General features: G+C 71.7%; 22 protein-coding genes and 1 pseudogene. 15 read left to right on the top strand and 8 right to left on the bottom strand.

All coding sequences use genetic code 11. The annotated features are described in order from the left end of the window. The first annotated feature begins 11 nt into the window (after positions 1-11). The 3 genes from ABZZ79_RS18905 to ABZZ79_RS18895 all read left to right on the top strand — a co-directional run bounded on the left by ABZZ79_RS18905 (position 12) and on the right by ABZZ79_RS18895 (position 3,079). On the top strand, positions 12-407 hold the full coding sequence (locus ABZZ79_RS18905; RefSeq protein ID WP_356690058.1) for a DUF5997 family protein: 396 nt from the start codon (positions 12-14) through the stop codon (positions 405-407). A 391-nt stretch (positions 408-798) separates the two neighbouring features. Then, positions 799-1,971, top strand: a complete 1,173-nt coding sequence (locus tag ABZZ79_RS18900; RefSeq protein ID WP_356690057.1) for a hypothetical protein — start codon at positions 799-801, stop codon at positions 1,969-1,971. Between the two features lie 151 nt (positions 1,972-2,122). Beyond that, complete coding sequence (locus ABZZ79_RS18895; RefSeq protein WP_356690056.1) at positions 2,123-3,079, top strand: peptidoglycan-binding protein; 957 nt, start codon at positions 2,123-2,125, stop codon at positions 3,077-3,079. Positions 3,080-3,109: 30 nt separating this feature from the next. On the opposite strand, the gene ABZZ79_RS18890 is transcribed toward ABZZ79_RS18895, so the two are convergent. After that, complete coding sequence (locus ABZZ79_RS18890) at positions 3,110-4,594, bottom strand: MFS transporter (protein ID WP_356690091.1); 1,485 nt, start codon at positions 4,592-4,594, stop codon at positions 3,110-3,112. Positions 4,595-4,798: 204 nt separating this feature from the next. Beyond that, positions 4,799-5,227, bottom strand: a complete 429-nt coding sequence (locus ABZZ79_RS18885) for a secondary thiamine-phosphate synthase enzyme YjbQ (RefSeq protein ID WP_356690055.1) — start codon at positions 5,225-5,227, stop codon at positions 4,799-4,801. A gap of 123 nt (positions 5,228-5,350) precedes the next feature. Here ABZZ79_RS18885 and ABZZ79_RS18880 point away from each other — a divergent pair, with 123 nt between their 5' ends. The 4 genes and pseudogenes from ABZZ79_RS18880 (at position 5,351) to ABZZ79_RS18865 (ending at position 8,457) form a co-directional block, all read left to right on the top strand. Beyond that, complete coding sequence (locus ABZZ79_RS18880; RefSeq protein WP_356690089.1) at positions 5,351-5,434, top strand: putative leader peptide; 84 nt, start codon at positions 5,351-5,353, stop codon at positions 5,432-5,434. 126 nt (positions 5,435-5,560) lie between these two features. Beyond that, positions 5,561-5,967 (top strand): annotated as a pseudogene (locus tag ABZZ79_RS18875) (ABC transporter permease); the annotation flags it as partial. A 51-nt stretch (positions 5,968-6,018) separates the two neighbouring features. Beyond that, entirely contained in the window at positions 6,019-7,185 is a 1,167-nt protein-coding gene (locus ABZZ79_RS18870) for an LLM class flavin-dependent oxidoreductase (RefSeq protein WP_356690087.1), read from the top strand. A gap of 195 nt (positions 7,186-7,380) precedes the next feature. Then, positions 7,381-8,457, top strand: a complete 1,077-nt coding sequence (locus ABZZ79_RS18865) for an NAD(P)-binding domain-containing protein (RefSeq protein WP_356690054.1) — start codon at positions 7,381-7,383, stop codon at positions 8,455-8,457. A gap of 42 nt (positions 8,458-8,499) precedes the next feature. On the opposite strand, the gene mltG is transcribed toward ABZZ79_RS18865, so the two are convergent. Next, positions 8,500-9,342 (bottom strand): endolytic transglycosylase MltG, encoded by an 843-nt coding sequence (gene mltG, locus ABZZ79_RS18860; protein ID WP_356690053.1) that lies wholly within the window; start codon positions 9,340-9,342, stop codon positions 8,500-8,502. 43 nt (positions 9,343-9,385) lie between these two features. Continuing rightward, positions 9,386-11,188 carry an ABC transporter ATP-binding protein gene (locus ABZZ79_RS18855; protein ID WP_356690052.1) on the bottom strand — a complete coding sequence of 601 codons (1,803 nt, stop codon included), beginning with the start codon at positions 11,186-11,188 and terminating at the stop codon, positions 9,386-9,388. A gap of 210 nt (positions 11,189-11,398) precedes the next feature. On the opposite strand from ABZZ79_RS18855, the gene ABZZ79_RS18850 reads away from it, so the two are divergent. Then, entirely contained in the window at positions 11,399-11,860 is a 462-nt protein-coding gene (locus ABZZ79_RS18850; RefSeq protein ID WP_356690051.1) for a MarR family transcriptional regulator, read from the top strand. 86 nt (positions 11,861-11,946) lie between these two features. On the opposite strand, the gene ABZZ79_RS18845 is transcribed toward ABZZ79_RS18850, so the two are convergent. Further along, entirely contained in the window at positions 11,947-13,554 is a 1,608-nt protein-coding gene (locus tag ABZZ79_RS18845) for a peptide-N4-asparagine amidase (RefSeq protein WP_356690050.1), read from the bottom strand. A gap of 194 nt (positions 13,555-13,748) precedes the next feature. Between ABZZ79_RS18845 and ABZZ79_RS18840 the strand changes: the two genes are divergently transcribed. From ABZZ79_RS18840 to ABZZ79_RS18825, 4 genes are all read left to right on the top strand, one after another. Next, complete coding sequence (locus ABZZ79_RS18840; RefSeq protein WP_356690049.1) at positions 13,749-15,548, top strand: ABC transporter ATP-binding protein; 1,800 nt, start codon at positions 13,749-13,751, stop codon at positions 15,546-15,548. Then, positions 15,545-17,431 carry an ABC transporter ATP-binding protein gene (locus ABZZ79_RS18835; protein ID WP_356690048.1) on the top strand — a complete coding sequence of 629 codons (1,887 nt, stop codon included), beginning with the start codon at positions 15,545-15,547 and terminating at the stop codon, positions 17,429-17,431. Before ABZZ79_RS18840 ends, ABZZ79_RS18835 begins: the two co-directional genes overlap by 4 nt. 200 nt (positions 17,432-17,631) lie before the next feature. Beyond that, entirely contained in the window at positions 17,632-18,099 is a 468-nt protein-coding gene (locus ABZZ79_RS18830) for a DUF5709 domain-containing protein (RefSeq protein WP_356690047.1), read from the top strand. 42 nt (positions 18,100-18,141) lie between these two features. After that, positions 18,142-18,405 (top strand): type B 50S ribosomal protein L31, encoded by a 264-nt coding sequence (locus ABZZ79_RS18825; protein ID WP_356690046.1) that lies wholly within the window; start codon positions 18,142-18,144, stop codon positions 18,403-18,405. A 38-nt stretch (positions 18,406-18,443) separates the two neighbouring features. Here ABZZ79_RS18825 and ABZZ79_RS18820 read toward each other — a convergent pair whose 3' ends face one another. Then, positions 18,444-19,238, bottom strand: coding sequence for a metal-dependent hydrolase (locus tag ABZZ79_RS18820; protein ID WP_356690045.1), 795 nt, complete (start codon positions 19,236-19,238; stop codon positions 18,444-18,446). Between the two features lie 145 nt (positions 19,239-19,383). Between ABZZ79_RS18820 and ABZZ79_RS18815 the strand changes: the two genes are divergently transcribed. After that, positions 19,384-21,897, top strand: coding sequence for a DUF3516 domain-containing protein (locus ABZZ79_RS18815; RefSeq protein ID WP_356690044.1), 2,514 nt, complete (start codon positions 19,384-19,386; stop codon positions 21,895-21,897). Positions 21,898-21,916: 19 nt separating this feature from the next. Beyond that, complete coding sequence (locus ABZZ79_RS18810; protein ID WP_356690043.1) at positions 21,917-22,783, top strand: acyl-CoA thioesterase II; 867 nt, start codon at positions 21,917-21,919, stop codon at positions 22,781-22,783. A 78-nt stretch (positions 22,784-22,861) separates the two neighbouring features. Here the strand turns inward: ABZZ79_RS18810 and ABZZ79_RS18805 are convergent, their stop codons facing one another. Then, positions 22,862-23,830: a DUF6397 family protein gene (locus ABZZ79_RS18805; RefSeq protein ID WP_356690042.1), complete on the bottom strand. Its 969-nt coding sequence runs from the start codon at positions 23,828-23,830 to the stop codon at positions 22,862-22,864. Between the two features lie 126 nt (positions 23,831-23,956). Beyond that, a complete protein-coding gene (locus tag ABZZ79_RS18800) occupies positions 23,957-24,370 on the bottom strand; it encodes a roadblock/LC7 domain-containing protein (RefSeq protein ID WP_356690041.1) in 414 nt (137 codons plus the stop codon). 96 nt (positions 24,371-24,466) lie between these two features. Here ABZZ79_RS18800 and ABZZ79_RS18795 point away from each other — a divergent pair, with 96 nt between their 5' ends. Further along, entirely contained in the window at positions 24,467-24,895 is a 429-nt protein-coding gene (locus ABZZ79_RS18795; RefSeq protein WP_356690040.1) for a PPOX class F420-dependent oxidoreductase, read from the top strand. Positions 24,896-25,051 lie beyond the last annotated feature (156 nt).

Here is a 25,051-nt window from a genome sequence, read left to right as displayed (position 1 = left end):
GTCTGGACAGCATGAAGTCGCACCAGACCGCCCAGACGATGAAGCCCGCCACCGCGGCGAAGAAGCTGGGCGTGTATCTGCCCGCCACCCCCGCCGAGTTCCAGGAAGGGGTCGTCTCGCGCGCCGAGCTGAGCGAGCTGCAGGCGAACCCGCCCGCCTGGCTGAGCGAGCTGCGGCAGAACGGCCCGCACCCGCGCCCCGTGGTCGCGGCGAAGCTCGGCGTGTCCATCGCGGGCCTGGCCCGTGGCGGTGTCAGCGAGGCACTGACCACCGAGCAGATCGAGGCGGTCAAGTCCGAGCTGCCCGAGTGGCTGGAGAAGGAGCGCGCCACGCAGGCCGAGGTGCGCAAGGAGACCGTGCGGATCAAGAAGCGGAACGCGGAGCGGGCCGAGCGACAGGATTCCTGACACCCGCGGCCACTACCGGCCAGACACTGCACCGCTCATCCGGGACTAAGGCACCACGACAAACCACCCGGCGGTAACCAGTCCGTTCGAGGGCCACGGGACGACTCCGCGACGACAGCCGCCGCGATCCGAGGGCCCGGACCGCCCTCGGTGACGCGAGCCTCGCGGGCCTGGCCTTCCGTCGACAGGTCGTCCACCACGGTCCGGAAATCCGTTTGAGGACGTGTGCTCCGTCCGTGATGATCTTCGGCATGTTCTCGCGCAGGAATCGCCGCCCGAAGACCCCCGACATCCTCAAGGCCTGGGAGCTGCTGGACTCGGGTGACCTACCGGTGCCCTGCGGCAGCTGCGGTCGGACACCGACAGCCTGCCGCTCGGTGAGGTGGGCCTCGTGGTCGCGCGCGCCGCGGAGGCGGCCGGTTTCGACGACCTGCGCGAGGCGGCCACGGAGCTGGCCGCGCGGCCGGACCTGGCCAAGGCGCAGTACGCCTACGGCTACGCCTGTGTCGAGCGCGGCGTGTCCTACCTGGCCGTCCCCGCGCTGCGCGAGGTGCTGCGCACCAACCCGGACGCCCTCGGCGTGATGCGCGAGCTGGTCTCGGCGTACGAGCGCGAGGGCCGGCACGCTGACGCCGCCGAACTGCTCGGCCGGTACGAGGACCGGTTCGTGCCCTGGCCGGACCGCTATCTGCTGGTCTACAACGCCCTGATGGCCGGTGACCTCGGCCTCGCCCGTCGCCAGCACGCGCTGCTGGGCGACCCGGAGGACCCGCAGTGGCAGCCGCCCCGCCAGCGGCAGACCCGCATGCTGGAGCGCGCCGCCGCGACCGCGACCGCGCTGGACCTGTCCGACCTGCGCGGTTGGCAGTACGTGATCGGCGGCACGGTCCTCGGCACGCTCTCGCCGTACGGCTTCGGCGCGGGGATGACCGGACGGTTCGCGTTCCTCCAGGACACGCCGGAGCAGTGCCTGCGAGGTCTGCTGCGGCTGCGGACGCTGCTGGCGGCCGCCGAGCTGCGGCCGCGGTCGGTGTCCCTGCTGCCCGACCGGGACAGCCGGATTCTCGGCCTCGCCACGGCCCGTGTGCTCGGCCTCCCGGCGGAGCCCTTCGCCCCGGATCGCGAGGACACGGTCGTGATCGCGTACGACCTGAACGGCCTGCTCGACACGCCCGAGGGCTCCGAGGTGCTCCAGCAGCTGCACGAGCGGGCCCCCGGACAGGTGCTGCACGAGCATGCGAGCTGCTGGACCGACGCGCCGCCCGTCACGGCGGACAGCGTGGCCCTGCTGCACCAGTCGGCGGTGGCGCCCTGGGGTGAGCGGATGGCCGTCGGCGACGACGGGACGCCGGGGCGGGAGCCGGCCGACGAGCGCCCGGAGGAACGGATCGCCGAGGAGATCGTGGGCGCCGACCCCCTCCCCGACGAGGGCGACGGCGAGACACCGGCCGACCTCGACGAGGCGTTCGCCGGCTTCGTCACGGCCGTGCGCGGCACCTGGCTGCGCGGCGAGCGCACGGCCCTGAGGTCGTCCGGGCCGGTACCGAGCGGCCGTTTCCTCTGACCGCTCTCGACCGGGTTCTGACACCGGCCGGACGAAACATGCCGAATATGGTCACCTTACGTGCAACTGCCGTTAGTTGAGTCATCATCAAGTGACACCCCGGGCCGCGCTCGGAGCCGCTCGGGGCACCTCATGACTCGAAAGGCTGCGCATGAGTGTGAAGACCGGACCCCAGCGCTACCCCGGCTCCAGCCGCGCGAACTGGTACCAGGACGACTTCCCCGGCGATCCGATGGAGGTCAACGTCGTCGTCCTGCACACCACCGAGGGAACGAACCTGCCCGACTACGGCGGCGGCGGGGCCGCCCCGAACCTGACCGCGGTGCCCGACTTCGAGGCGAAGCGGCTGCGGTGGTTCCAGCACTTCGACATCGAGGGCTCCTCCCGGGCCCTGCAGAATCTCAAGGGCGGCGTCGAGACGAACACGCTCAACGTCTGCCAGGTCGAACTGGTCGGCACCTGCGACCCCAAGACCCACCGCAAGTGGAAGGACGCCGGCCGACGGCACCTGTTCTGGCCGGAGGCCCCGGACTGGGCGCTGGAGGGCGTCGCGCGGTTCCTGTCGTGGATGCACGAGGAGCACGGCGTGCCGCTGAGCGGGCCGAAGGCGTGGCCCGCCTACCCCACCTCCTCCGGCAGCAAGAACGGCCAGCGCATGAGCAACGCCAAGTGGGGCGCCTTCTCGGGGGTGTGCGGCCATATGCACGTCCCCGAGAACGAGCACGGCGACCCCGGCGCGATCGACATCGTCGAGATCCTGCGGCGCGCCCGGGCGGATCTGGATCTGGAGGAACCGCCGGCCGAGCCGCCGGCGGACGCGGAGCCGAAGCCCAAGCCGAAGCCCAAGCCGAAGCCGGGCAAGTCGAAGATCCCGGTGTTCCCGGGCCGTAAGTTCTTCGGCGAGGGCGCCGTGAACGACCATGTGCTGACGCTGGGCAAACAGCTGGTCAAACGGGGCTTCGGCGACCACTACAAGGTCGGGCCGAGCCGGTCCTGGGGCGAGGCCGACCGGCTCAACGTGCGCGACTTCCAGAAATCCCGTCCGGAGCTGCGCGGCGACGCCGACGGTTCCCCGGGTCCGCTGACCTGGAAGCTGCTGTTCTCCTGACGCGTTCGTCCCTCGGCCCCGGTCACCGCGTCACCCGGGGCCGGGGCCCATGCCGCCGCCCTGGAGCCGCTCCAGGTCGGACGGGCGTACCTGGATGACGATCACGGCGATGATCGCGGCCACCACGGCGAAGATCGCCGCCATGAGGAACGCGGAGGACACACCCGCGGCGAGGATCTCGTCCGAGTAGGGCGGCGGCAGCTGCCCGGTCCGCTCGAAGCGCAGCCGCTCGGCCGGGGTCGCCTGCTGGAGGAAGAGCGGGACCTGTTTGTCGGCCTCGTTGTTGCTGGCCGTCCCGAACATGGTGACGAGGATGGACAGGCCCAGTGAGCCGCCGACCTGCTGGGTGGCGTTGAGCAGGCCGGACGCCGCGCCCGTCTCACGCGTCTCGACGTTGGACAGGGCCATCAGGGTCAGCGAGACGAACTCCATGCCCATGCCGAGGCTGAACACCAGGAGCGGGCCGAGGATGCTGCCCGCGTAGGTGGAGTGGACGTCGGTCAGGGTGAGCCAGGCCAGGCCCCCGGCCGCCAGGATCGCGCCGACCACCATGAACGGCTTGGGGCCGTAGACGGGCAGGAACCGCGAGGCCAGGGCCGCGCCGACCGCGATGACCGCGCTGACCGGCAGGAAGGCGAACCCGGTCACCAGCGGGCTGAAGTCCAGCACGTTCTGCGCGAACAGGGTGAGGAAGAAGAACATCCCGAAGATCGCCGCGGCCAGGCACAGCATGATCCCGTACGTGCCCGCGCGGTTGCGGTCGGCGAACATGTGCAGGGGCGTGATCGGCTGCGTGGAGCGGCGCTCGATCACGATGAACGCCGCGAGGACGACGACGGCCGCGCCGAACGAGGCCAGCGTCCACGGATCCCTCCAGCCTTCCTGCGCCGCTCTGATGAAGCCGTAGACGAGCAGCACCATGCCCACGGTGGAGGTGAGCGCGCCGGCGATGTCGAAGTGGCCGGGGTGGCGCTCGGACTCCTTGATGAAGCGAGGGGTGGCGAAGGCGATCAGCAGGCCGATCGGCACGTTGACGAAGAGCACCCACCGCCAGTCCAGCCACTCGACGAGAACTCCGCCCATCAGCAGCCCGATCGCGCCGCCGCCCGCCGAGACCGCGGCGAACACGCCGAACGCCCGGTTGCGTTCCGGGCCCTCGCGGAAGGTGGTGCTGATCAGCGCCAGGGAGGTGGGGGACGCGATGGCGCCGCCGACGCCCTGCAGGGCGCGTGCGGCGAGCAGTTGGCCGGAGGTCTGGGAGAAGCCGCCGAGCAGGGAGGCGAACGCGAAGAGCAGCACGCCGAAGACGAACACCCGCCGTCGCCCGAGGATGTCGCCGGCCCGGCCGCCGAGCAGCAGCAGTCCGCCGAAGGTGAGGGTGTAGGCGTTGACCACCCAGGACAGGCTGGTGGTGGAGAAGTCCAGGGCGCGCTGGATGTCCGGCAGCGCGATGTTCACGATGGTGATGTCGAGCACCACCATCAGCTGGCAGGACGCGATGACCAGCAGGGCCATCGCGTTGCCGCCGCCACCCTTTTCCGGGGTGGCGGTGCTCGTCGCGGGGCTGGGCTGCGGGTGGCTGCTCATGAGGCGTCACGCCCTCGTCACGAGGGGTAGGTGGACGGTGCGTCCACCGCTGGTCCACCGTTCGACGGTACGCCCGTGCCCCAGGGGTCACCACTCGATCATCGGGCCCGCGCGGTACTCGGACCTCTCGGGTCAGGACCCCGCCAGGAAGCTCAGCCGCACCTTGCGTTCGGGGCTGTCCTTGTTGGTGTCCACCAGGCACACCGACTGCCAGGTGCCCAGCTCCAGACGGCCGCCGACGACCGGCAGCGTGGCGTGCGGGGGCACGATCGCGGGCAGCACATGGTCACGGCCGTGGCCGGGGCTGCCGTGGCGGTGCTGCCAGCGGTCGTCGGCGGGCAGCAGCGAGTGCAGTGCGGCGAGCAGGTCGTCGTCGCTGCCCGCCCCCGTCTCGATGACGGCGATGCCGGCGGTGGCGTGCGGGACGAAGATGTTGAGCAGGCCGTCGCGGTCGCCGGAGACCTGTGCGAGAAATGCCTGGCAGTCGTCGGTGAGGTCGACGATCCGCTCGACGGATCCGGAGGCGACGTGCAGCACATGGGTGGTGAACGCATCTGGCATGCCCTCCATCCTGGCCCATGCGCGGGCCGTCGTGCCGGACCGGCCGACCGATATTTGAAACGGCGATTCCATTCCCCGAGACGGCGTTGACCGTGAGCACGTCATCTGGCTACGTTCTGCGACATGTTGCGTTCAGCCCTGCTCACTTCGCGCGGTCACATCGACCTGCTGCGGGTGGCCTCCGCCGCGTGTCGCCGCGGCCGCTGACGCCTTCTCAGGGCTCCCCCTCTTCTCTGTGCGCCTCGTGGCCCGCCCGCACGCCCGGTCCCCGCTGACCTGACCGCTGCCGAGGGCTGCGCCGGGGCGCGCCCTTCCCCTCTTCATGGAGCACGCGTGAGCATCAGTCATGCCCCACCATGGCCGGAGATATCCCCTAAATCAGGGGAACTCCCGTCCGGCGGCACCCACTCCGCCCTCGAACCGATCGTCCCCGCCTCCGCCCGTCGCACCCGCGTCCCGCGCTGGCTGCGCCGCACCACAGGTCCGGTACTGCTGCTCGCGCTGTGGCAGCTCCTGAGCTCCACCGGCGCCCTGCCGTACGACGGGCTGGCCTCGCCGGGCCGGATCGCCGAGGTCGGCCGGGAGCTGATCGCCGACGGCTCACTGCCCTCGGCGATGGGCACCTCGCTGCGGCGGGTCGCGGCCGGACTGCTGCTGGGCACGCTCGTGGGCACCGGACTCGCCCTGCTCTCGGGCCTGTTCCGGATCGACTTCGCCGACTTCGTCGACGACCGCTTCAACGGCGACCTGCCCCCTTCCACCACCGCCCCGCGCCCCTCGAAGGAGTCCCGATGACGGTCCGTCTGCACTGGTTCCTGCCGACCGGCGGCGACGGCCGCACCCTCGTCGACCGGCACGCCTACGGGCCCGGCCCCACGGGCGTCGGCGGCACCCGCGGCACGGCCACCGCCGCCGGGGTGCGCGCCCCGGACCTCGGCTATCTCGCCCAGATCGCCAAGGCCGCCGAGCAGTTGGGTTTCGAGGCGGTGCTCACCCCCACCGGCACCTGGTGCGAGGACGCGTGGCTGACCACGGTGGCGCTCGCCCAGTACACCGAGCGGCTGAAGTTCCTGGTCGCGTTCCGGCCGGGCGTGATCTCGCCGACGCTCGCGGCGCAGATGGCCGCGACCTATCAGCGGCTCACCGGCGGGCGGCTGCTGCTCAACGTGGTGACCGGGGGCGACTCCGCCGAGCAGCGGCGCTTCGGCGACCATCTCGACCACGACCAGCGGTACGCCCGCACCGACGAGTTCCTGTCGGTGGTCCGCGGGGTGTGGACCGGGCAGCCGTACGACTTCGACGGCTGCCACTACCGCGTCGAGGGCGGGCTGACCGCGCTGCCTCCCGCTCCCGTGCCGCCGCTGTTCTTCGGCGGGTCCTCGCCCGCGGCCGGGCCGGTCGCGGCGCGGCACGCGGATGTGTATCTGACCTGGGGCGAGCCTCCGGCCCAGGTCAAGGAGAAGATCGACTGGATCCGTTCGCTGGCCGAGCGGGAGGGCCGTGAGGTGCGGTTCGGGGTGCGGCTGCACACCATCTCGCGCGACTCCGCGCGTGACGCCTGGGCGGTCGCGCACCGGCTTCTGGACGACCTCGACGCGGACACGATCGCGGCCGCGCAGTCGGCGCTCGGGCGCAGCGAGTCGGTCGGGCAGCAGCGGATGCTGGCCCTGCACGGCGGCTCCCGCGACGACCTGGAGATCCATCCGAACCTGTGGGCGGGGGTGGGTCTCGTCCGCGGGGGCGCCGGGACGGCCCTCGTCGGCAGTCATGGCGAGGTGGCCGATCTGATCGAGGAGTACCACGCGCTGGGCGTGGAGCACTTCGTTCTCTCCGGCTATCCGCATCTGGAGGAGGCGTACTGGTTCGGGGAGGGGGTGATTCCCGAACTCGCGGCGCGGGGGCTGGTGGAGCCCGTGCGGGGCCGGCGGGTGCCGTTGGAGGTGGCGGGCGGACGCTGACGCCCTGGTCGGCGGGACGGCGTGCCGGAGGGGCGGCGGGGAAGCGGGGTGGCCTCGGCAGGTCGGCCGGGAAGAGGGGTGACCTGGGCGCGGTCGGCCGGGAAGACGGGTGGCCTCGGCGGGTCGGCCGGGAAGACGGGTGGCCTCGGCGGGTCGGCCGGGAAGACGGGTGGCCTCGGCGCGGTTGGTAGAAGCGTGAACTACACACGTGAGGTCGAGGTCGTCGTCATAGGCGCTGGTCAGGCGGGTCTGTCCAGCGCCTATCACCTGCGCCGCACCGGTTTCGAGCCGGAGCGCGACTTCGTGGTGCTGGACCACTCCCCTGGTCCGGGCGGCGCCTGGCAGTTCCGCTGGCCCTCGCTCACGTACGGCAAGGTGCACGGGATGCACGCCCTGCCCGGGATGGAACTGACCGGCGCCGCCCCGGAGCGGGCCTCCTCGGAGGTGATCTCCGAGTACTTCACGGCGTACGAGCGGACCTTCGACCTGCGCGTACGGCGGCCGGTCGACGTGCACGCGGTCCGGGAGGGCGAGGACGGGCGGCTGCTCGTCGAGACGTCGGACGGCAGGTGGGCGACGCGGGCGCTGATCAACGCGACCGGCACGTGGGACCGCCCTTTCTGGCCGCGCTATCCGGGTCAGGAGACCTTCCGGGGGCGGCAGTTGCACACCGCGCAGTACCCGGGTCCCGAGGAGTTCGCCGGTCGGCGCGTCGTGGTGGTGGGCGGGGGCGCCTCGGGGACGCAGCATCTGCTGGAGATCGCCCCGTACGCGGCGGCCACGACCTGGGTCACCCGGCGGTCACCGGTCTTCCGCGAGGGCCCCTTCGACGAGAACGTGGGCCGCGCGGCGGTGTCGCTGGTCGAGGAGCGCGTGCGGCAGGGGCTGCCGCCGCAGAGCGTGGTGTCGGTGACGGGACTGCCGCTCAACGACGCGATCCGGCAGGGGCTGCGGGACGGGGTCCTGGACCGCCAGCCGGTGTTCGACCGGATCACACCGCAGGGTGTGGCCTGGGACGACGGCCGTGAGATGGCGGCCGACGTCATCCTGTGGGCGACCGGGTTCCGCGCCGCGATCGACCACCTGGCCCCGCTGAGGCTGCGCGAGCCGGGCGGCGGCATCCGGGTGGACGGCACGCGCGCGGTCGCCGACCCGCGGATCCACCTCGTCGGGTACGGACCGTCGGCCAGCACGATCGGCGCCAACCGGGCCGGCCGCGCGGCCGCGCGGGACATCAGGCGACTGCTGGCCGGGGAACCGGTCGTCACTTGACGCCCCGCGGGGCGAGGAGGCCGCGCCGGGTGCCGTGCCCGGTCAGCGCTTCGGCCGCGCGTCCTTCTTCTGCTGGGCGTTGAACTCGGCCACATTGCGCTGGTGTTCGGCGTAGTCGGCCGTGAAGCGGGTGTCGCCCGGCTTGACCGTGACGAAGTAGAGCCAGTCGCCCGGCGTCGGGCCGATCGCGGCGCGCATCGCGTCCTCGCCGGGGTTGTCGATCGGCGTGGGTGGCAGGCCCATGCGCTGGTAGGAGTTGTAGGGGCTGTCCAGGCGGGTGTCGGCCTGGGTGGTGGTGAGGGTGGCTCGGCCGAGCGCGTAGTTGATCGTCGAGTCCATCTGGAGCGGCATACCGCGCTCCAGGCGGTTGAAGATCACCCGGGCCACCTTGCCCATGTCGGCCTTGCTGTCCGCCTCGGCCTGGACGAGGCTGGCGATGGTGACGGCCTGGTAGACGTTCATCGCGTTGCGCTGGGCGCCGGCGGCGATGGGGGCGCCGTTGAACTTCTTGTTCGCCGTGTCGACCATGTACGACAGCAGCGACTCGGGCGTGGCCTTCTCCTTGAGCGGATAGGTCGCCGGGAAGAGGTAGCCCTCCGGGTTGCCCTCGGCGTCCGCGGGCAGTTTGAGCCCGGCCTTGGGCAGGGACTTCTTGGCGGTGCCCGGGGGCAGGGACAGGGCCTTGTCGACGGCCTCGTAGATCTGCCCGGCGCGCCAGCCCTCGGGGATCACCAGCGAGGCGGGCTCGGCCTTCTCCTGGCCGCCCAGGGTCAGCAGCGGCACCGCCACGGCGGTGCCGGCCACGGCGGCCCCGGTGGCGATGAGGATGAGGCGGCCCCGGCGCGTCAGTCGGATCGCGCTCCGTGGCGGAGTGTTCGTCTGCATGCGGGCACGGTAACCCGCATAACGTCACAAACTCGGCATATCGTCATCTTGTCGGTTCCAGTCGTGCGTCCCTTCGGACGAGGGCCGCATACCGTCCGCCGAGCCCCAACAGCTCCTCGTGCGTACCCCGTTCGACCGCCCTGCCGGCGTCCAGGACCACGATCTGGTCGGCACCCCGAATGGTGGACAGCCGGTGCGCGATGGTGATGGTGGTGCGGTTCGCCGACAGTGCGTCGATGGCCTCCTGGACCGCGTGCTCGGTGCGGGTGTCCAGGGCGCTCGTCGCCTCGTCGAGGATGAGCACGGGCGGGTCGCGCAGGATCGTGCGGGCGATGGCCAGCCGCTGCTTCTCCCCACCGGAGAAGCGGTGTCCGCGCTCGCCGACGACCGTGTCGTACCCGTCGGGCAGGGACGCGATGTGCTCGTGGATCTGCGCCGCCTTCGCCGCCGCGCGCAGTTCCTCGTCGGTGGCGTCCGGCTTGGCGAAGCGGAGGTTGTCGGCGACGGAGGCGTGGAAGAGGTACGTCTCCTGCGAGACGACCCCGACGGCCCGCGCGAGCGTGTCGAAGTCGAGGTCGCGCACGTCGAACCCGTCGAGGGTGACCCGGCCGCCCGTCACGTCGTACAGCCGCGGCACGAGATACCCGAGCGTGGACTTGCCCGCGCCGGTCGGGCCGACCAGCGCGAGGCTGCCCCCCGCCGGGACGGTCACGTCGACACCGTCGAGCAGGGGGCCGCCCTTGGCGTCGTACCGGAACTCCACGTCCTCGAAGCGGACCTCGCCCTTGACCTGGTCGAGGTGCACGGGGCGCTCGCGCTCGGTGATGTCGATCGGCAGGTCGAGGTACTCGAAGATGCGCTGGAACAGGGCGAGCGAGGTCTGGATCTGCACACCCGTGCCGAGCAGGCTCACGGTCGGCCGGAACAGGCCCTGCTGGAGCGAGACGAAGGCGACGATCGTGCCGAGCGAGACGTCGGGGCCGCCCAGATGGAGGGCGGCGCCGGCGGTCCAGTAGATGACGGCGGGCATCGCGGCCATGACGATCGTGATCACGGCCATCCGCCAGCGGCCGGCCATGTTCGAGCGGACTTCCAGCTCGACCAGGCGCTCGGACTCGTCGGCGAAGGACCGGGTCAGCGACTCGGCCCGGCCCATGGTCCGGCCCAGCAGGATGCCGCTGACCGAGAGCGACTCGGTGACCGTGGCGGCCATCGCGGCCATCTGCTTCTGGCGCTGGGTGGTGATCTTCTTGCGTTCGTTGCCGACGCGGCGGCTGATCCAGACGAACACCGGCAGCAGGAGCAGCGAGACGATCGTCAGGCGCCAGTCGAGGGCGAGCATGGCCACGACGGTGGCGACGACGCCGGTGAGGTTGGAGACGAGGGAGGTGGCCGTGGAGGTGACCGTCGCCTGCATGCCGCCGATGTCGTTGGCGATGCGGGACTGCACCTCGCCGGTGCGCGTGCGCGTGAAGAAGGCGAGCGACATGCGCTGGAGGCGGCCGTAGACGGCGGTGCGCAGGTCGTGCATGACGCGCTGGCCGACGGTGGTGGAGATCAGGGTCTGCAGGACGCCGAAGACACTGGTCAGCACCGCGCTGAGGATCATTCCGAGCGCGAGCAGGGTGAGCAGGCCGGTGCGCTGCTCGGGGATCGCCGTGTCCAGGATCGCCTTCAGCAGGAAGGGCGTGGCGACCGAGACCAGCGAGGAGGCGCCGACCAGCAGGCCGACGACGGCCAGGCGGCCGCGGTAGGGACGGAAGAGGGCCAGAATGCGCCGCACCTGCCGGGGCTGCTCCTCGGCGTCGGCGGGTGGGCTCCAGTCGGGTTCGTGATCGGGGTGCATGGGCTCCTACGAGAGGGATGGATGTCGGCGGTCTTCGACATGTTCGGTGCGCCGGGGCGCGGTCGCGTCCATGTGCGGCGGAGGTGGGCGCGGTTCGTGCCCCTGTGCGGCGTCCGCGCCGCTCGCGCGAGGTGCGCCGACTGCGGCTGATGGATCGTAGCTCATTGTTACCTATACTCACAATGAACGGCGTCCTGATATTGTTCCCGCATGACCACCCCCGATCCCGAGGGCCTGCTCGCCGAGCAACTCCTGCGGCTCACCCGCCGGGTGCACCGCATCCAGAAGCGTCATCTGGAACGCCGTGACCTGGGCATCACCCCGGCCCAGTCCCGTCTGCTGCGCACTCTGGCGCATTTCGGCTCCCCGCCCCGGATGGCCGATCTCGCCGAGCGGCTGGAGGTGGTGCCCCGCGCGGTGACGACGCTGGTCGACGGGCTGGAGGCGAGCGGCAGGGTCCGGCGGGTGCCCGACCCGTCCAACCGGCGGGTGATCCGTATCGAGGTCACCGACGACGGGCGCAAGGCGCTGCGCGAGCTGCGAGAGGCGCGCCGGGCCGCCGCGGAGGAGATCCTCGCGCCGCTCACCGGGCAACAGCGCGCCGTGCTGCGGGGGCTGCTGGACACGCTGATCGACGGGGATGTGGAGGGTGCCGGCGCCGGGCGGTGCTGAAACCCTTCCAAGCCCGTGCCCGGGTGCGGAACCGGGCAGGGACGCGGAGGAACGCGCCCCTGCCGTTCACCCCCAGCCCTCAGGACTCAGCAGCGCAGGCGGTCCTCGGTGAGCACACCCTGAACCGTCGTCAGCGTGCGGTCGTAACAGCCCGCCGAGCCGTACAGGCGGTACCGCTCGCTCGTGGTGCCGACCGCGTGCCGCTGGTCGCGCGGCACGTTGATCGTGTACGTGGCGTCGCCCCGGTAGCTGTCGTCGAGCCGTGACCAGGCCGTGCGGACGCCGCCGCGCGTCTCCACGACCGTGGCGCGGTCGCCGAGGCTCAGCACGGTCCGCAGCCGGTCCGCGGTGCCGACCGTGGTGGTGCCCTGCATCGTGTACGTCCGGTGGGTGCGGGTCGTCCGGGCCGGGCCGCGACCGTCCACCGTCAGCGTCTCGCCGTCGGACCAGACCGCGTCCAGCCCGTCGACCGTCTCGCCGTCGGTCCAGCGGTGCACGGAGGTGTGGGCCACGGTGCGCGAGACCGTGGTCGTGACCCTGCCGTGCGAGGTGTCCAGGTATCCGGCGACGGTCAGCGTGTGGCCGCCCTCGGTGTCGACCCGGTGCTCCGGGCCGGGTGTGTAGGACGAGTCGTTCGCCAGGACGCCGGCCCTGACGGACGTGAGCGCGCCGGGGACGTGGCCGCGTCCGGCGTCCTGCCAGACGAGGACGTTCACCGGAGTGCTCCAGCCGCTCCGCCCCTGCGGGACACCGGCGACGGACACCTCGACGCGGTGCGGACGGCCGTCGTTGAGGAGGCCCGCGAACGGCGTCAGGTCGTACTCGATCGGTCTGATGTCGAAGGCGCGCGGCCCCGGAACGACGTACCAGAGGAAGGGGTTGGACCAGCCGCCCGTCCACACGGTCGGGAACGGGGCTGCTATTCCGGCCAGTTGACCGTCCACCCGGATCTGCACCTCGCGGTAGGGGCCGCGGTCGGCCTGGCAGGAGTACGGGGCGGAGGCGGGGGCGGTCAGATACCAGTACTCCTCGCAGCCGCCGCCGGAGCCCGTGGCGTACACCTCGGCGACGACGCGTTCGGTGTTGCGAGGGGTGGTGAGGGTGGTGCCGTCCACGCCTTCGGTCAGGGTGAGGACCTGGTCCGGGACGGGGTGCGGGGCAGGGCCCGCCGCGTGGAAGGTGAGCGTGACCTTGACGTCGATGACACCGGTGTAGGTGCCGTCGACGACGTTCCCGATCAGCATCTCCACGTCCTGGGCGGCGCGGAAGGTGTCGCTGTAGCGGGTGACGTCCTTCTCCACCGACCACTCGATGCCGTCGGGGGACGGCTGCGGGGTGGAGGTGCGCAGGACTTCGACCCCGCCGACATGGACGTGGCCGAGGCGGTCGTACTGGCGCCCCTTCACCTTGCCGTCCAGACGCAGGACGACCTTGCTCCAGCGGTCGCCGCAGTCCGCGGGCGGGGTGTACGTGCCCGTGTACGGCGTGAAGTCGCGGAAGCGCGCCTCGGCGAGCGTGACCCGACAGGTCTTCCCGGCGGGCGCGGTGACGGGCGGGGCGGCGGTGACCGGGTCGTGCCAGTCGGTGCCGAACTCGGCGGGGACGTCAGCGGCCCGAGCCGGGCTCACCCCGGGGAAAGCGCTCACCAGGAGGATCACCCCTGCGAGCATGGACATGATGATCCGACTTCTCATGCCCGGTGTTCTACGGGCAGATGAGCGCCCCCGCAATGGGGCATCCGGACGGATCGAGACTCTCCGACGCGCTCGGAAAACCGGTTGCCCGCGACCACGGAATGACGCGACCCTTTCACGGTTTGTTGCCGCCGACGGTGTTCGGCACCCCACACCGTCATCCCCCTCCCTCCTGACACGAGCCACTGGGACACATGCAGATCCAAGACCTTCCGTATCCCGACCCGGGCGTACCGGACGCACGCTCGGGGCCTCGATTCCTGTGGTGGCTCGGCCGGAACCAGTTGGGCGGACAGCTGAAGTCGCTGGCCTGGGGCCTGCTGCACTTCCTGTCCGTCTCCGTGCTGCCCTTCTGTGTCGGTCTGGCCGTGGAGGCCGTCGTCGCGCGCTCCGGCACCCGGCTCGCGCTCGCCGGCGGACTGCTCGCGCTGGCCTGCGCGGGCAACGCGATCGGCTCCACCGGTCTGCACCGGGCCGCCGTCACCAACTGGATCACCGCCGCCGCCCGCGTCCAGCAACTCCTGGCCCGCAAGGCCGCCCAGCTCGGCTCCGCGCTGACACGGCGGGTGGCCGCGGGTGAGGTCGTGGCCGTCTCCACCGGCGATGTGGAGAAGATCGGCTGGTTCGTCGAGGCGATGTCCCGGTTCACCGCCGCCGCGCTCACCGTCGTGGTCGTCGTCGTCGGACTGGTCGTCTATCAGCCCGCGCTCGGCGCGGTCGTCGCCGTGGGCCTGCCCGTGCTGGCGCTCGCGGTGCTGCCGCTGCTGCCGCGGGCGGCCCGGCGGGCCGACCACCAGCGCGAGAAGGCGGGGCGCGCCACCGAACTCGCCTCCGACACGGTGGCCGGACTGCGCGTGCTGCGTGGCATCGGCGGCGAGGAGCTGTTCCTCGACCGCTACCGCCGCGCCTCCCAGGAGGTGCGCCACGCCGCCGTCCGCAGTGCCCGCATGTGGGCGCTGATCTCGGCGATCCAGATGCTGCTGCCCGGACTGCTGCTGATCGCGGTCGTCGCCTACGGCGTGCGTCTGGCCCACGAGGGCCGCATCACCGTGGGTGAACTGGTCACCGTCTACAGCTCCGTCATGATCCTCACCTATCCGCTGCGGCACTTCGAGGAGATCGCGATGGCGTACTCCTTCTCCAAGCCCGCCGCGCGCCGCGCAGCCCGCGTCTTGTCGCTGGAGCGCGCCACGGACGGCGGCGGCTCTCTCGCGGGCGAGCCGCCGACCGGTGATCTGTACGACCCGGCGACCGGGCTGCTGGCCCCGGCCGGCCGGCTCACCGCCGTCGTGTGCGGCGACCCCGACGCGGCCGGCCGGCTCGCGGAGCGGCTCGGCGGACACCCCGGCGAACCGGACACCTCGGTGCTGCTGGGCGGCGTACCGCTGGACGAACTGCCGCTGGACACCGCACGCACGGCCGTCCTGGTCCAGGACAAGGACCCGGTGCTGCTCTCGGGCACACTGCGGGAACTGTTCGAGGTGCCCGCCTCCGGTGCCGTGGACGCCCGCGAGGCGCTGGCCGCGGCGCAGTGCGAGGACGTGCTGGCGGCTCTCGTGCAGGGGTCGCTCGACGTCGAGGACGCGATGGACGCGCGGATCACCGAACGGGGGCGCTCGCTCTCCGGTGGCCAGCGCCAACGCCTCGCCCTGGCCCGGTCCCTGACCACCGACCCCGAGGTGCTCGTCCTGGACGAGCCGACGTCCGCCGTCGACTCCCACACCGAGGCCCGGATCGCCCAGGGGATGCGGGAACTGCGCACCGGACGCACGACGGTCGTGTTCACCTCCTCGCCCCTGCTGCTGGACCGGGTCGTCCTCGTCCACGAGGGCGAGGTCGCGGCGGTGGGCCTGCACCGCGAGCTCCTGCACAAGGAACCCCGGTACCGCGCGGTGGTCACCCGCGAGACCGACGACGAACTGCTCCCGGGCGCTGTCCGGGACGGGCGGGCCGTGCTGCGGCACGCCCTGGAAGAGATCGAGGAGACAGCATGATCGGCGTGGCGCCACCGGCATACGACCCGGCGGCCCCGACGACGGCGAACACCCTGCCCGTCGGCGCCCCCGCGACCGTGCGCGCGTACGTGCGCGAACTGTTCGAGCGGCACCGCCGCGCCTTCCTGCTGCTCGTCGGCGTCAACACCCTCGCCGTGGTCGCCTCGATGGTCGGGCCCTACCTGCTGGGCGATCTCGTCGAGCGTGTCTCCGACGGCACCCGCGAACTCCGTCTCGGGCCGACCGTCACGCTGTTCGTCGTCGCGCTGCTCGTCCAGGCGGTGTTCGTGCGCGAGGTGCGGCTGCGCGGGGCGATGCTCGGCGAGCGGATGCTGGCCGACCTGCGCGAGGACTTCCTGGTGCGCTCGGTCGGGCTGCCGCCCGGTGTCCTGGAGCGCGCCGGGACGGGTGATCTGCTGTCCCGGATCACCACCGACATCGACCGGCTCGCCAACGCCATGCGCGAGGCCGTCCCTCAGCTGGCCATCGGCGTGGTGTGGGCGGCGCTGCTGCTGGGCGGCCTGGTGGTCACGGCCCCGCCGCTCGCGGCCGCCGTGCTGGTCGCCGTGCCGCTGCTGGTGATCGGCTGCCGCTGGTACTTCAAGCGGGCGCCCGCCGCCTACCGGTCGGAGTCCGCCGGGTACGCCGCCGTGGCCGCCGCGCTCGCCGAGACCGTGGACGCCGGGCACACCGTCGAGGCCCACCGCCTGGGCACGCGGCGGGTCGCTCTGTCCGACCAGCGGGTAAGGGAGTGGACGGCCTGGGAGCGGTACACGCTGTGGCTGCGGTCGGTGCTCTTCCCGGTCGTCGACATCACCCATGTGACCGTGCTGGGCTCGGTGCTGATGTTCGGCGGGGTGTTCGTCCTGGAGGGCTGGATCGACATAGGCCAGCTGACCACCGGCGCGCTCATCGCCCAGATGCTGGTCGACCCCGTCGGGCTCATCCTGCGCTGGTACGACGAGCTCCAGGTGGCCCAGGTGTCGCTGGCCCGCCTCGTCGGTGTCCGGGACATCGAGCCGGAGGCCGGTGACGCCTCGGTCGCCCCCGAGGGCCGGCACGTCGACGCGGACCGGGTGCACTTCGGCTACCTGGAAGGCGTCGACGTCCTGCGCAAGGTGTCCCTGGCCGTCGCGCCGGGCACCAGGCTGGCCCTCGTCGGCCCCTCCGGCGCGGGCAAGTCCACGCTGGGCAGGCTGCTCGCCGGGATCTACGCGCCCCGGACGGGCCATGTCACCCTGGGCGGCGCCGAGCTCTCCCGCATGCCCGCGGAACGCGTCCGTTCCCACGTCGCCCTGGTCAACCAGGAACACCACGTCTTCGTGGGCTCTCTGCGCGACAACCTGCTGCTGGCGGTGCCGCGGCAGCGGGTGCCCGCTGACGGTGCGAACGACATGGCCGGTGCGGCTGCCGGGAAGAGGGTCGTGGACGACGCGGACCGTACGGCCGCGCGGAAGGGGTCCGAGAGCGCCGTCGACGCCGAGCTGTGGGCGGCCCTCGGCGCGGTCGACGCAGACGGCTGGGTCCGCGCCCTCGACGAGGGGCTGGACACCGAGGTCGGCTCGGGCGGCTTCGTCCTCACTCCCGCGCAGGCCCAGCAGATCGCGCTCGCCCGGCTCGTGCTGGCAGATCCGCACACCCTCGTCCTGGACGAGGCGACCTCGCTGCTCGACCCCCGGGCGGCCCGGCACCTGGAGCGGTCCCTGGCCCGCGTCCTGGACGGCCGTACGGTCATCGCGATCGCCCACCGCCTCCACACGGCCCATGACGCCGACCTCATCGCCGTCGTCGAGAACGGCCGCATCAGCGAGCTGGGCAGTCATGACGAACTGGTCGCGGCCGACGGGGCGTACGCGGCGCTCTGGCGCTCCTGGCACGGGTGACGGATCCCGGGCCGGGAGCGGCCCGGGGCCGTGGCGTTGCGCGGGCCCGACCAAGGGTGGAAGTCTGGAAAGCGGCACCGGTCGCGGGAGCACCCGTAGGCCAGGTGACGCCGAGACGGCTCGGGTCCGCGCCCCGCGCGGCTGCGACACCTCGCGGCCCGAGGTGGGAACGGCACCGTCCCCAGCCCCTGGAGGTACCCGTGAACAGCGCCGACGGATGGGGAGACGACGTCTACCAGCCCGACGGGTCCGAGGTCCAGGACGACGCGGGCCTGCTCGACGCGGAGGACACCCTGGTCGACGACGGTGTCGGCGACCCCCTCGACCGCGGCTGGTCCCCTCCGGAGCGGCCCTGGGCGGTGGAGCACACCGGCGTGACGGCGGCCGAGCGCAGTCAGGGCGAGACCCTGGACCAGCGCCTCGCCGAGGAGATACCGGAGGTGGCCGAGGCCGACGGGGACGGCATCGGTGACCGTGACGCGGACGGCGAACCGCTGGACAACGAGGTCGGCGCGGTCCGCTCGGGCCGGCTCGTGGCCCCCGACGAGGGTGCCCACGAGGACGAGGAGAGCGCGCTCGTCGCCACGGACGTCGGCATCGACGGTGCGGCGGCCTCCGCCGAGGAGGCGGCCATGCACATCGTCGACGAGGAGGCGCTGTCCGGCTGACCGCGCTCCCGAGCACCTTCCCCCACCGCACCAGGAGCCCTGATGCCGAAGGACGAGCACCCCGACTACCGGCCCGTCGTCTTCCGCGACCGCGCCGCCGGTTACGCCTTCCTCACCCGGTCCACCGCGACCAGCGACCGGACCATCGAGTGGGACGACGGCGAGACCTACCCGGTCGTGGACGTGGAGATCTCCTCCGAGAGCCACCCCTTCTACACGGGCAAGGCGCGCACCGTGGACACGGAGGGCCGCATCGCCCGGTTCGAGCGCCGTTACGGCGAGGGCGAGCCCGGCGGGAGCGCCTGACCGACGCGGGCGCCCGCCCCCGGGAGGCCGCCGAGCGGTCAGATGACGTTGAGCGCGGCCGCGCAGCCCACTCCGCCGAGCAGCATGAACAGCGGCATCAGCACCTTGAGCTCCACCCAGCTGCCCGCGCGGAACCGCAAGCCCTTCGGCGGTCCGATCGGGTACCAGCGCTTGCGGCCCACCGGGATCGGCCACAGGATCGGGCATCCCGACACGGTCAGGGCGTCCCCGATGTCGTGCACCAGGGCGCCGAGCACGATCGGCAGACCCAGCCACAGATACTCCTGGCCCGGAGTCGTGAACAGCCAGTCCGCCCCGTTCCCCGGCTTGTCCAGCACTCCGGCGAGGATCCACGCGCTGGTCGCCGCCAGCAGCCACACCAGTACATCGCTGCTCGATCCCCGGGCCGCCCGCCACAGCAGGCCCTCGATCGCCAGCACCATGTGCACGAAGAGGATCGCCAGGACCGCCCAGCGACCGCCCGTGATCGCCAGCACCGAGGTGCCCGCGCCGATCAGCACGGCCCACACCCAGGTGTGCGTCAGGGTGCGGTGCCCGCCGGAGCGGCGCGCGTCGCCCGGCTTGCGGGTCGCCTTGTAGACGGAGTGGGAGAGCTTGTCCACGATCTCGCACAGACCGCGCGAGATCGGGCCGAAGGCGCGCGAGATGGTCGCCGCCTTGTGATCCAGGTCCGGGGCGAGTGCCGCGCCGGCGCAGAGCAGCGAACCGACCAGAAGGACCGGCCAGGGCATCGTGTGCCCGGCCGCGGCGGCTGCCGCGCCGACCCCGAGCCAGGCCGCGGCGCCCGAGAGTGAGTGTGCTGGTCCCATCATCGCCGTTGCCCGCCCCGTCCCTCATGTGCCGCTGTCCAGTTGACCGCGTGGACTGACGCCACGTCGGCGCCACAGCGTAGCGGTAGCGATCTTCGTGCGGGCATCCGATTCCCCCATCGGGCCGGAGGCCAGGCAAGATGGGGGCGTGACCCTCATCGATCAGCTCCCGCCGACCGCAGACCCCGACGCCCTCTACGAAGCCTTCGAGTCGTGGGCCCAGGAGCGGGGTCTCACGCTCTACCCCCACCAGGAGGAGGCGCTGATCGAGGTGGTGTCCGGCGCGAACGTGATCGTGTCGACGCCCACCGGCTCCGGCAAGAGCATGATCGCCGCGGGCGCCCACTTCGCCGCGCTCGCCCGCGACGAGGTCACCTTCTACACGGCTCCTATCAAGGCGCTGGTGTCGGAGAAGTTCTTCGAACTGTGCAAACTCTTCGGCACCGAGAACGTCGGCATGCTCACCGGCGACGCCTCCGTCAACGCGGACGCGCCGGTCATCTGCTGCACCGCGGAGGTGCTCGCCTCGATCGCGCTGCGCGACGGCAAGGGCGCCGACGTCGGCCAGGTCGTCATGGACGAGTTCCACTTCTACGCCGAGCAGGACCGCGGCTGGGCCTGGCAGATCCCGCTGCTGGAGCTGCCGCAGGCGCAGTTCATCCTGATGTCCGCCACGCTCGGCGACGTCTCGATGTTCGAGAAGGACCTCACCCGGCGCACCGGCCGCCCCACCTCGCTGGTCCGCTCCGCGACCCGCCCGGTGCCGCTGTCCTACGAGTACGAGCGCGTCCCCCTGACGGAGACGCTCACCGAGCTGCTCCAGACCCAGCAGGCGCCCGTGTACATCGTGCATTTCACCCAGGCGCAGGCCGTCGAGCGGGCCCAGGCACTGATGAGCATCAACATGTGCTCGAAGCAGGAGAAGGAGCAGATCGCCGAGCTGATCGGCAACTTCCGCTTCACCACCAAGTTCGGCCAGAATCTCTCCCGCTACGTGCGGCACGGCATCGGTGTGCACCACGCCGGCATGCTGCCCAAGTACCGACGCCTGGTGGAGAAGCTCGCGCAGGCGGGCCTGCTGAAGGTGATCTGCGGCACCGACACCCTGGGTGTCGGTGTCAACGTGCCCATCCGCACGGTGCTGTTCACCGCCCTGACCAAGTACGACGGCAGCCGGGTGCGCACGCTGCGCGCCCGTGAGTTCCACCAGATCGCGGGCCGGGCCGGCCGGGCCGGTTTCGACACGGCGGGCTTCGTCGTGGCCCAGGCTCCCGAGCACGTCATCGAGAACGACAAGGCGCTCGCCAAGGCGGGCGACGACCCGAAGAAGCGTCGCAAGGTGGTCCGCAAGAAGGCGCCCGAGGGCTTCGTGGCCTGGAGCGACGACACCTTCGAGAGGCTGATCGCCTCCGAGCCGGAGCCGCTGACCTCCCGGTTCCGGGTGACCCACACGATGCTGCTGTCGGTCATCGCCCGTCCCGGCAACGCCTTCGAGGGCATGCGGCATCTGCTGGAGGACAACCACGAGCCGCGCAAGCAGCAACTGCGCCACATCCGGCGGGCGATCGCCATCTACCGCTCGCTGCTGGACGGCGGCATCGTCGAGAAGCTCGACGAGCCCGACGCCGAGGGCCGTATCGTCCGGCTCACCGTCGACCTCCAGCAGGACTTTGCCCTCAACCAGCCGCTGTCCACCTTCGCGCTGGCGGCCTTCGAACTCCTCGACCCCGAATCGCCCTCCTACGCCCTGGACATGGTGTCGGTCGTGGAGTCCACGCTCGACGACCCGCGCCAGATCCTCGCCGCCCAGCAGAACAAGGCGCGCGGCGAGGCCGTGGCCTTGATGAAGGCGGACGGCGTCGAGTACGAGGAGCGCATGGAGCGCCTCCAGGACGTCACCTACCCCAAGCCGCTGGAGGAGCTGCTCTTCCACGCGTACGACACGTACCGCAAGAGCCACCCCTGGGTGGGCGACCATCCGCTGTCCCCGAAGTCCGTCATCCGGGACATGTACGAGCGGGCCCTGACCTTCACTGAGCTGGTGAGCCACTACGAGCTGGCCCGGACCGAGGGCATCGTGCTGCGCTACCTCGCCAGTGCCTACAAGGCTCTCGACCACACCGTGCCCGACGACCTGAAGTCCGAGGACCTCCAGGATCTGATCGAGTGGCTCGGCGAGATGGTCCGCCAGGTCGACTCCAGTCTGCTGGACGAGTGGGAGCAGCTCGCCAACCCGGAGGAGATGACCGCCGAGGAGGCCCAGGAGAAGGCCGACGAGGTCAAGCCGGTCACCGCCAACGCGCGTGCGTTCCGGGTGCTGGTCCGCAACGCCATGTTCCGGCGCGTGGAGCTGGCCGCGCTCGACCAGGTCGGCGAACTGGGCGAGATGGACGCCGAGTCCGGCTGGGACGCCGACGCCTGGGGCGAGGCGATGGACAAGTACTGGGACGAGTACGAGGATCTCGGCACCGGCCCGAACGCGCGGGGCCCCAAGCTGCTCGTCATCGAGGAGGAGCCGCAGAACCGCCTGTGGCGTGTCCGGCAGATCTTCGACGACCCGAACGGGGACCACGACTGGGGCATCAGCGCGGAGGTCGACCTCACGGCCTCCGACGCGGAGGGACGCGCGGTCGTCCGTGTGACGGACGTCGGCCAGCTGTGACCACAGGAGACAAGCACGCATGACGAACCCGGCCGAGAGTCTCGTAGCCCTGCTCGACCTGGAGCAGATCGAGGTCAACATCTTCCGTGGCCGCAGTCCCGAGGAGTCCCTCCAGCGGGTCTTCGGCGGCCAGGTGGCGGGCCAGGCGCTGGTCGCCGCCGGGCGCACCACGGAGGGTGACCGCCCCGTGCACTCCCTGCACGCGTACTTCCTGCGGCCGGGACGGCCCGGGGTGCCGATCGTGTACCAGGTGGAACGGGTGCGGGACGGGCGGTCGTTCACGACGCGCCGGGTCACCGCCGTGCAGCAGGGCCGCACGATCTTCAATCTCACCGCCTCCTTTCACAAGCCCGAGGAAGGGGGCTTCGAGCACCAGTTGCCGCCGGCCCGCAAGGTGCCGGACCCGGAGTCCCTGCCGACGGTCGCGGACGAGCTCCGGGAGCATCTGGGCGCGTTGCCCGAACAGCTGGAGCGGATGGCACGCCGTCAGCCCTTCGACATCCGCTATGTGGACCGGTTGCGCTGGACCAAGGAAGAGGTCCAGGGCGCCGATGCACGCAGCGCGGTGTGGATGCGCGCGGTCGGGCCGCTGGGCGAGGACCCGCTCGTGCACACCTGCGCGCTGACCTACGCCAGTGACATGACCCTTCTCGACGCGGTGCGCATCCCGGTCGAACCGCTGTGGGGGCCGCGCGGCTTCGACATGGCGTCGCTGGACCACGCGATGTGGTTCCACCGGCCGTTCCGCGCGGACGAGTGGTTCCTCTACGACCAGGAGTCGCCGATCGCCACGGGCGGGCGCGGTCTGGCCCGGGGCAGGATCTACGACCTGCAGGGCCGTCTGCTCGTCTCGGTCGTTCAGGAAGGGCTGTTCAGGGCGCTGTAGGCGGGCCGGCGTTCAAGCCCGAGGGGCGCTGTCCGTAAGCGGGGTGAGTGCCGCGTTCAGCCTGGGTGGGCGCTGCGTTCAGGCCCGCTGCCGTCGGGGTTCGCGGCGTCGGACGCGTGCCCGGCCTCGTCGCAGGCGTCCCAGCAGTCCGGTGCGGGCTCGCGGTGGCGCCTCCCGCGCGGGTGGCGGGATCCTGTCGTCCCCGCCCGACCGGGGGCCTGGATCCAGCGATGCGGAGGGCGACGCGGGTGCTGCGGTCGGCCGAGGTGTGGGGCGGGGGGCGGGCCACTGCAGGCGCGCCTCCTCCACGGCGGCGGTCAGCTCGGCCTTGAGCCAGGCGACCTCGTCCGGGTCGGCGGCCCTCATGATCCCTTCGCCGACGCGCGCGGCCGGGGAGCCGGGCGTGCCGTGGGTGGGCAGGCTCGGGCGGAAGCGGTTCAGGTGGGCTCGCTCGTAGGGGTCCGACACGAGCTCGACGGGATCGCCCGGGCCGAGGAACGCGGCGAATACCCCGGCCCGCTGCCAGGGGTCCTCGACATGCCGGAGCAGGAATCCCAGGTGGCGGCCCCGCCAGTTGCGCGGGCGGAGGTCGACGCCTGCTCGGACCTGGCCGCGCAGGCTGCTCGGCATCGGCCCTTTCAGCAGGTGGGCGCTGTACTCCTCGGCCGCGAACTGCCTGACTTCGTCGGCGAGATACAGCCACACCACGGCCCTGTAGCGATTGAGGTAGAAGCGCACCGGTGTCATCAGGCCGAGGCGGGCGAGCCGGGTGAACCTGGTGACGGGCACGTCCATCAGGTCCGCACCCGCGCTCGTGCCCACGACGCTCACGCTCCGCCGCAGGCTCTCCGGGAAGCCCGGTGCCGAGCGCAGACGTTCCAGTTCGGCGTGGGGGACGCGGCGGCCCCCGCCGCCCTCGTCCGGCACGGTGCGGATCCGACCGAGGTGCATCGCGAGCTCGAACTCCCCGCGCTTGAGCCCCAGTTCGCGTGCGGCACGGCTCGTCGTGCAGGTATGGTCGGATCGGGTGACGGTGTCTTCGCGCATGGTCGGTCTCCCCCGTGGAGTCGGCGGCTCACGCTGTGTGCGTGGCTCGTGGGAAAACCGTAGCGACCGCGGACGATCTCGTGGCAAGCCTGTGGACAACTTCACCGAGCGAGGCGAAGTCGCAGGTCAGGGATCTATGGATGGTGCTCGCTCGGGTTGTCGGGCATCCACTGCGAGATGCTCGCCGACCCGGTTGACGAGCAGCGTCATCTCGTAGGCGATCTGCCCGATGTCGGCCTGGGCGCCGCTGAGCACGCACAGACAGCTTCCGGTGCCCGCGGCGGTGACGAACAGGACCGCGTCATCGAACTCGATCATGGTCTGGTGGACCTGTCCGGCCCCGAAGTGGCGTCCGGACCCCTTGGCCAGGCTGTGCAGCCCGGACGCGATGGCGGCCAGGTGCTCGGCGTCCTCGCGCCGCAGCCCGGTGCTCGCTCCGGTGACCAGCCCGTCGTTGGACAGCACCAGCGCGTGCCGTACTTCGCCGACACGCTCGGTCAAATCGTCCAGTAGCCAGCCGAGTTTCTGGTTCAGCGCCATGTTCCGGTCTCCCCGTGTGCCGTCCTCCCGCTGCTCGGAGGAACTCTTTGCAAGCCTTCCCCACGAGCGGCCCGCCGAGCAAGGGAGGATGGGGCCATGGCACGCAAGATGACCGACGAGGAGTGGCGGGCGTTCGTCTCGGACGGCACCCGCACCGGCAAACTGTCCACCGTCCGGGCCGACGGTAGCCCGCACGTGGCCCCGATCTGGTTCGTGCTCGACGGGGACGAGTTGGTGTTCACCACCGGCAAGGAATCCGTCAAGGGCCGCAATCTGCGGCGCGACGGACGGGTCGCGCTGTGCGTGGACGACGACCGCCCGCCGTTCGAGTTCGTGGTGGTCCAGGGCCGGGCCCGGGTGTCCGAGGACCTCGCTGATTTGCGCCACTGGGCGGCCCGGATCGGGGGACGGTACATGGGCGAGGAGCGCGCCGAGGAGTTCGGGGCGCGCAACGGCGTCCCGGGAGAGCTCCTGGTGCGTGTCACCGTCGACAAGGTCGTCTCGGCGAAGGCCGTCTCCGACTGAGGTCTGCCACGGAGGCTCGCGGGCCGGGGCGGCCCGGGTCCGGCGTCCGCGGGCCGGCAGGGTCCGGCTCGCGGAGCCCACAAGCCGATCCCTGCTCAGCCCAGTTCACGGAGCCCACGGGCCGACCCGGGCTCAGCCCGGCTCACGAAGCCCACG

The sequence above is a fragment of the Streptomyces sp. NPDC006458 genome, from assembly GCF_040612135.1.
Lineage (GTDB): Bacteria > Actinomycetota > Actinomycetes > Streptomycetales > Streptomycetaceae > Streptomyces.
Note: the sequence above shows the minus strand (reverse complement) of the source record. Positions and strands in the feature narration are given on the sequence as shown.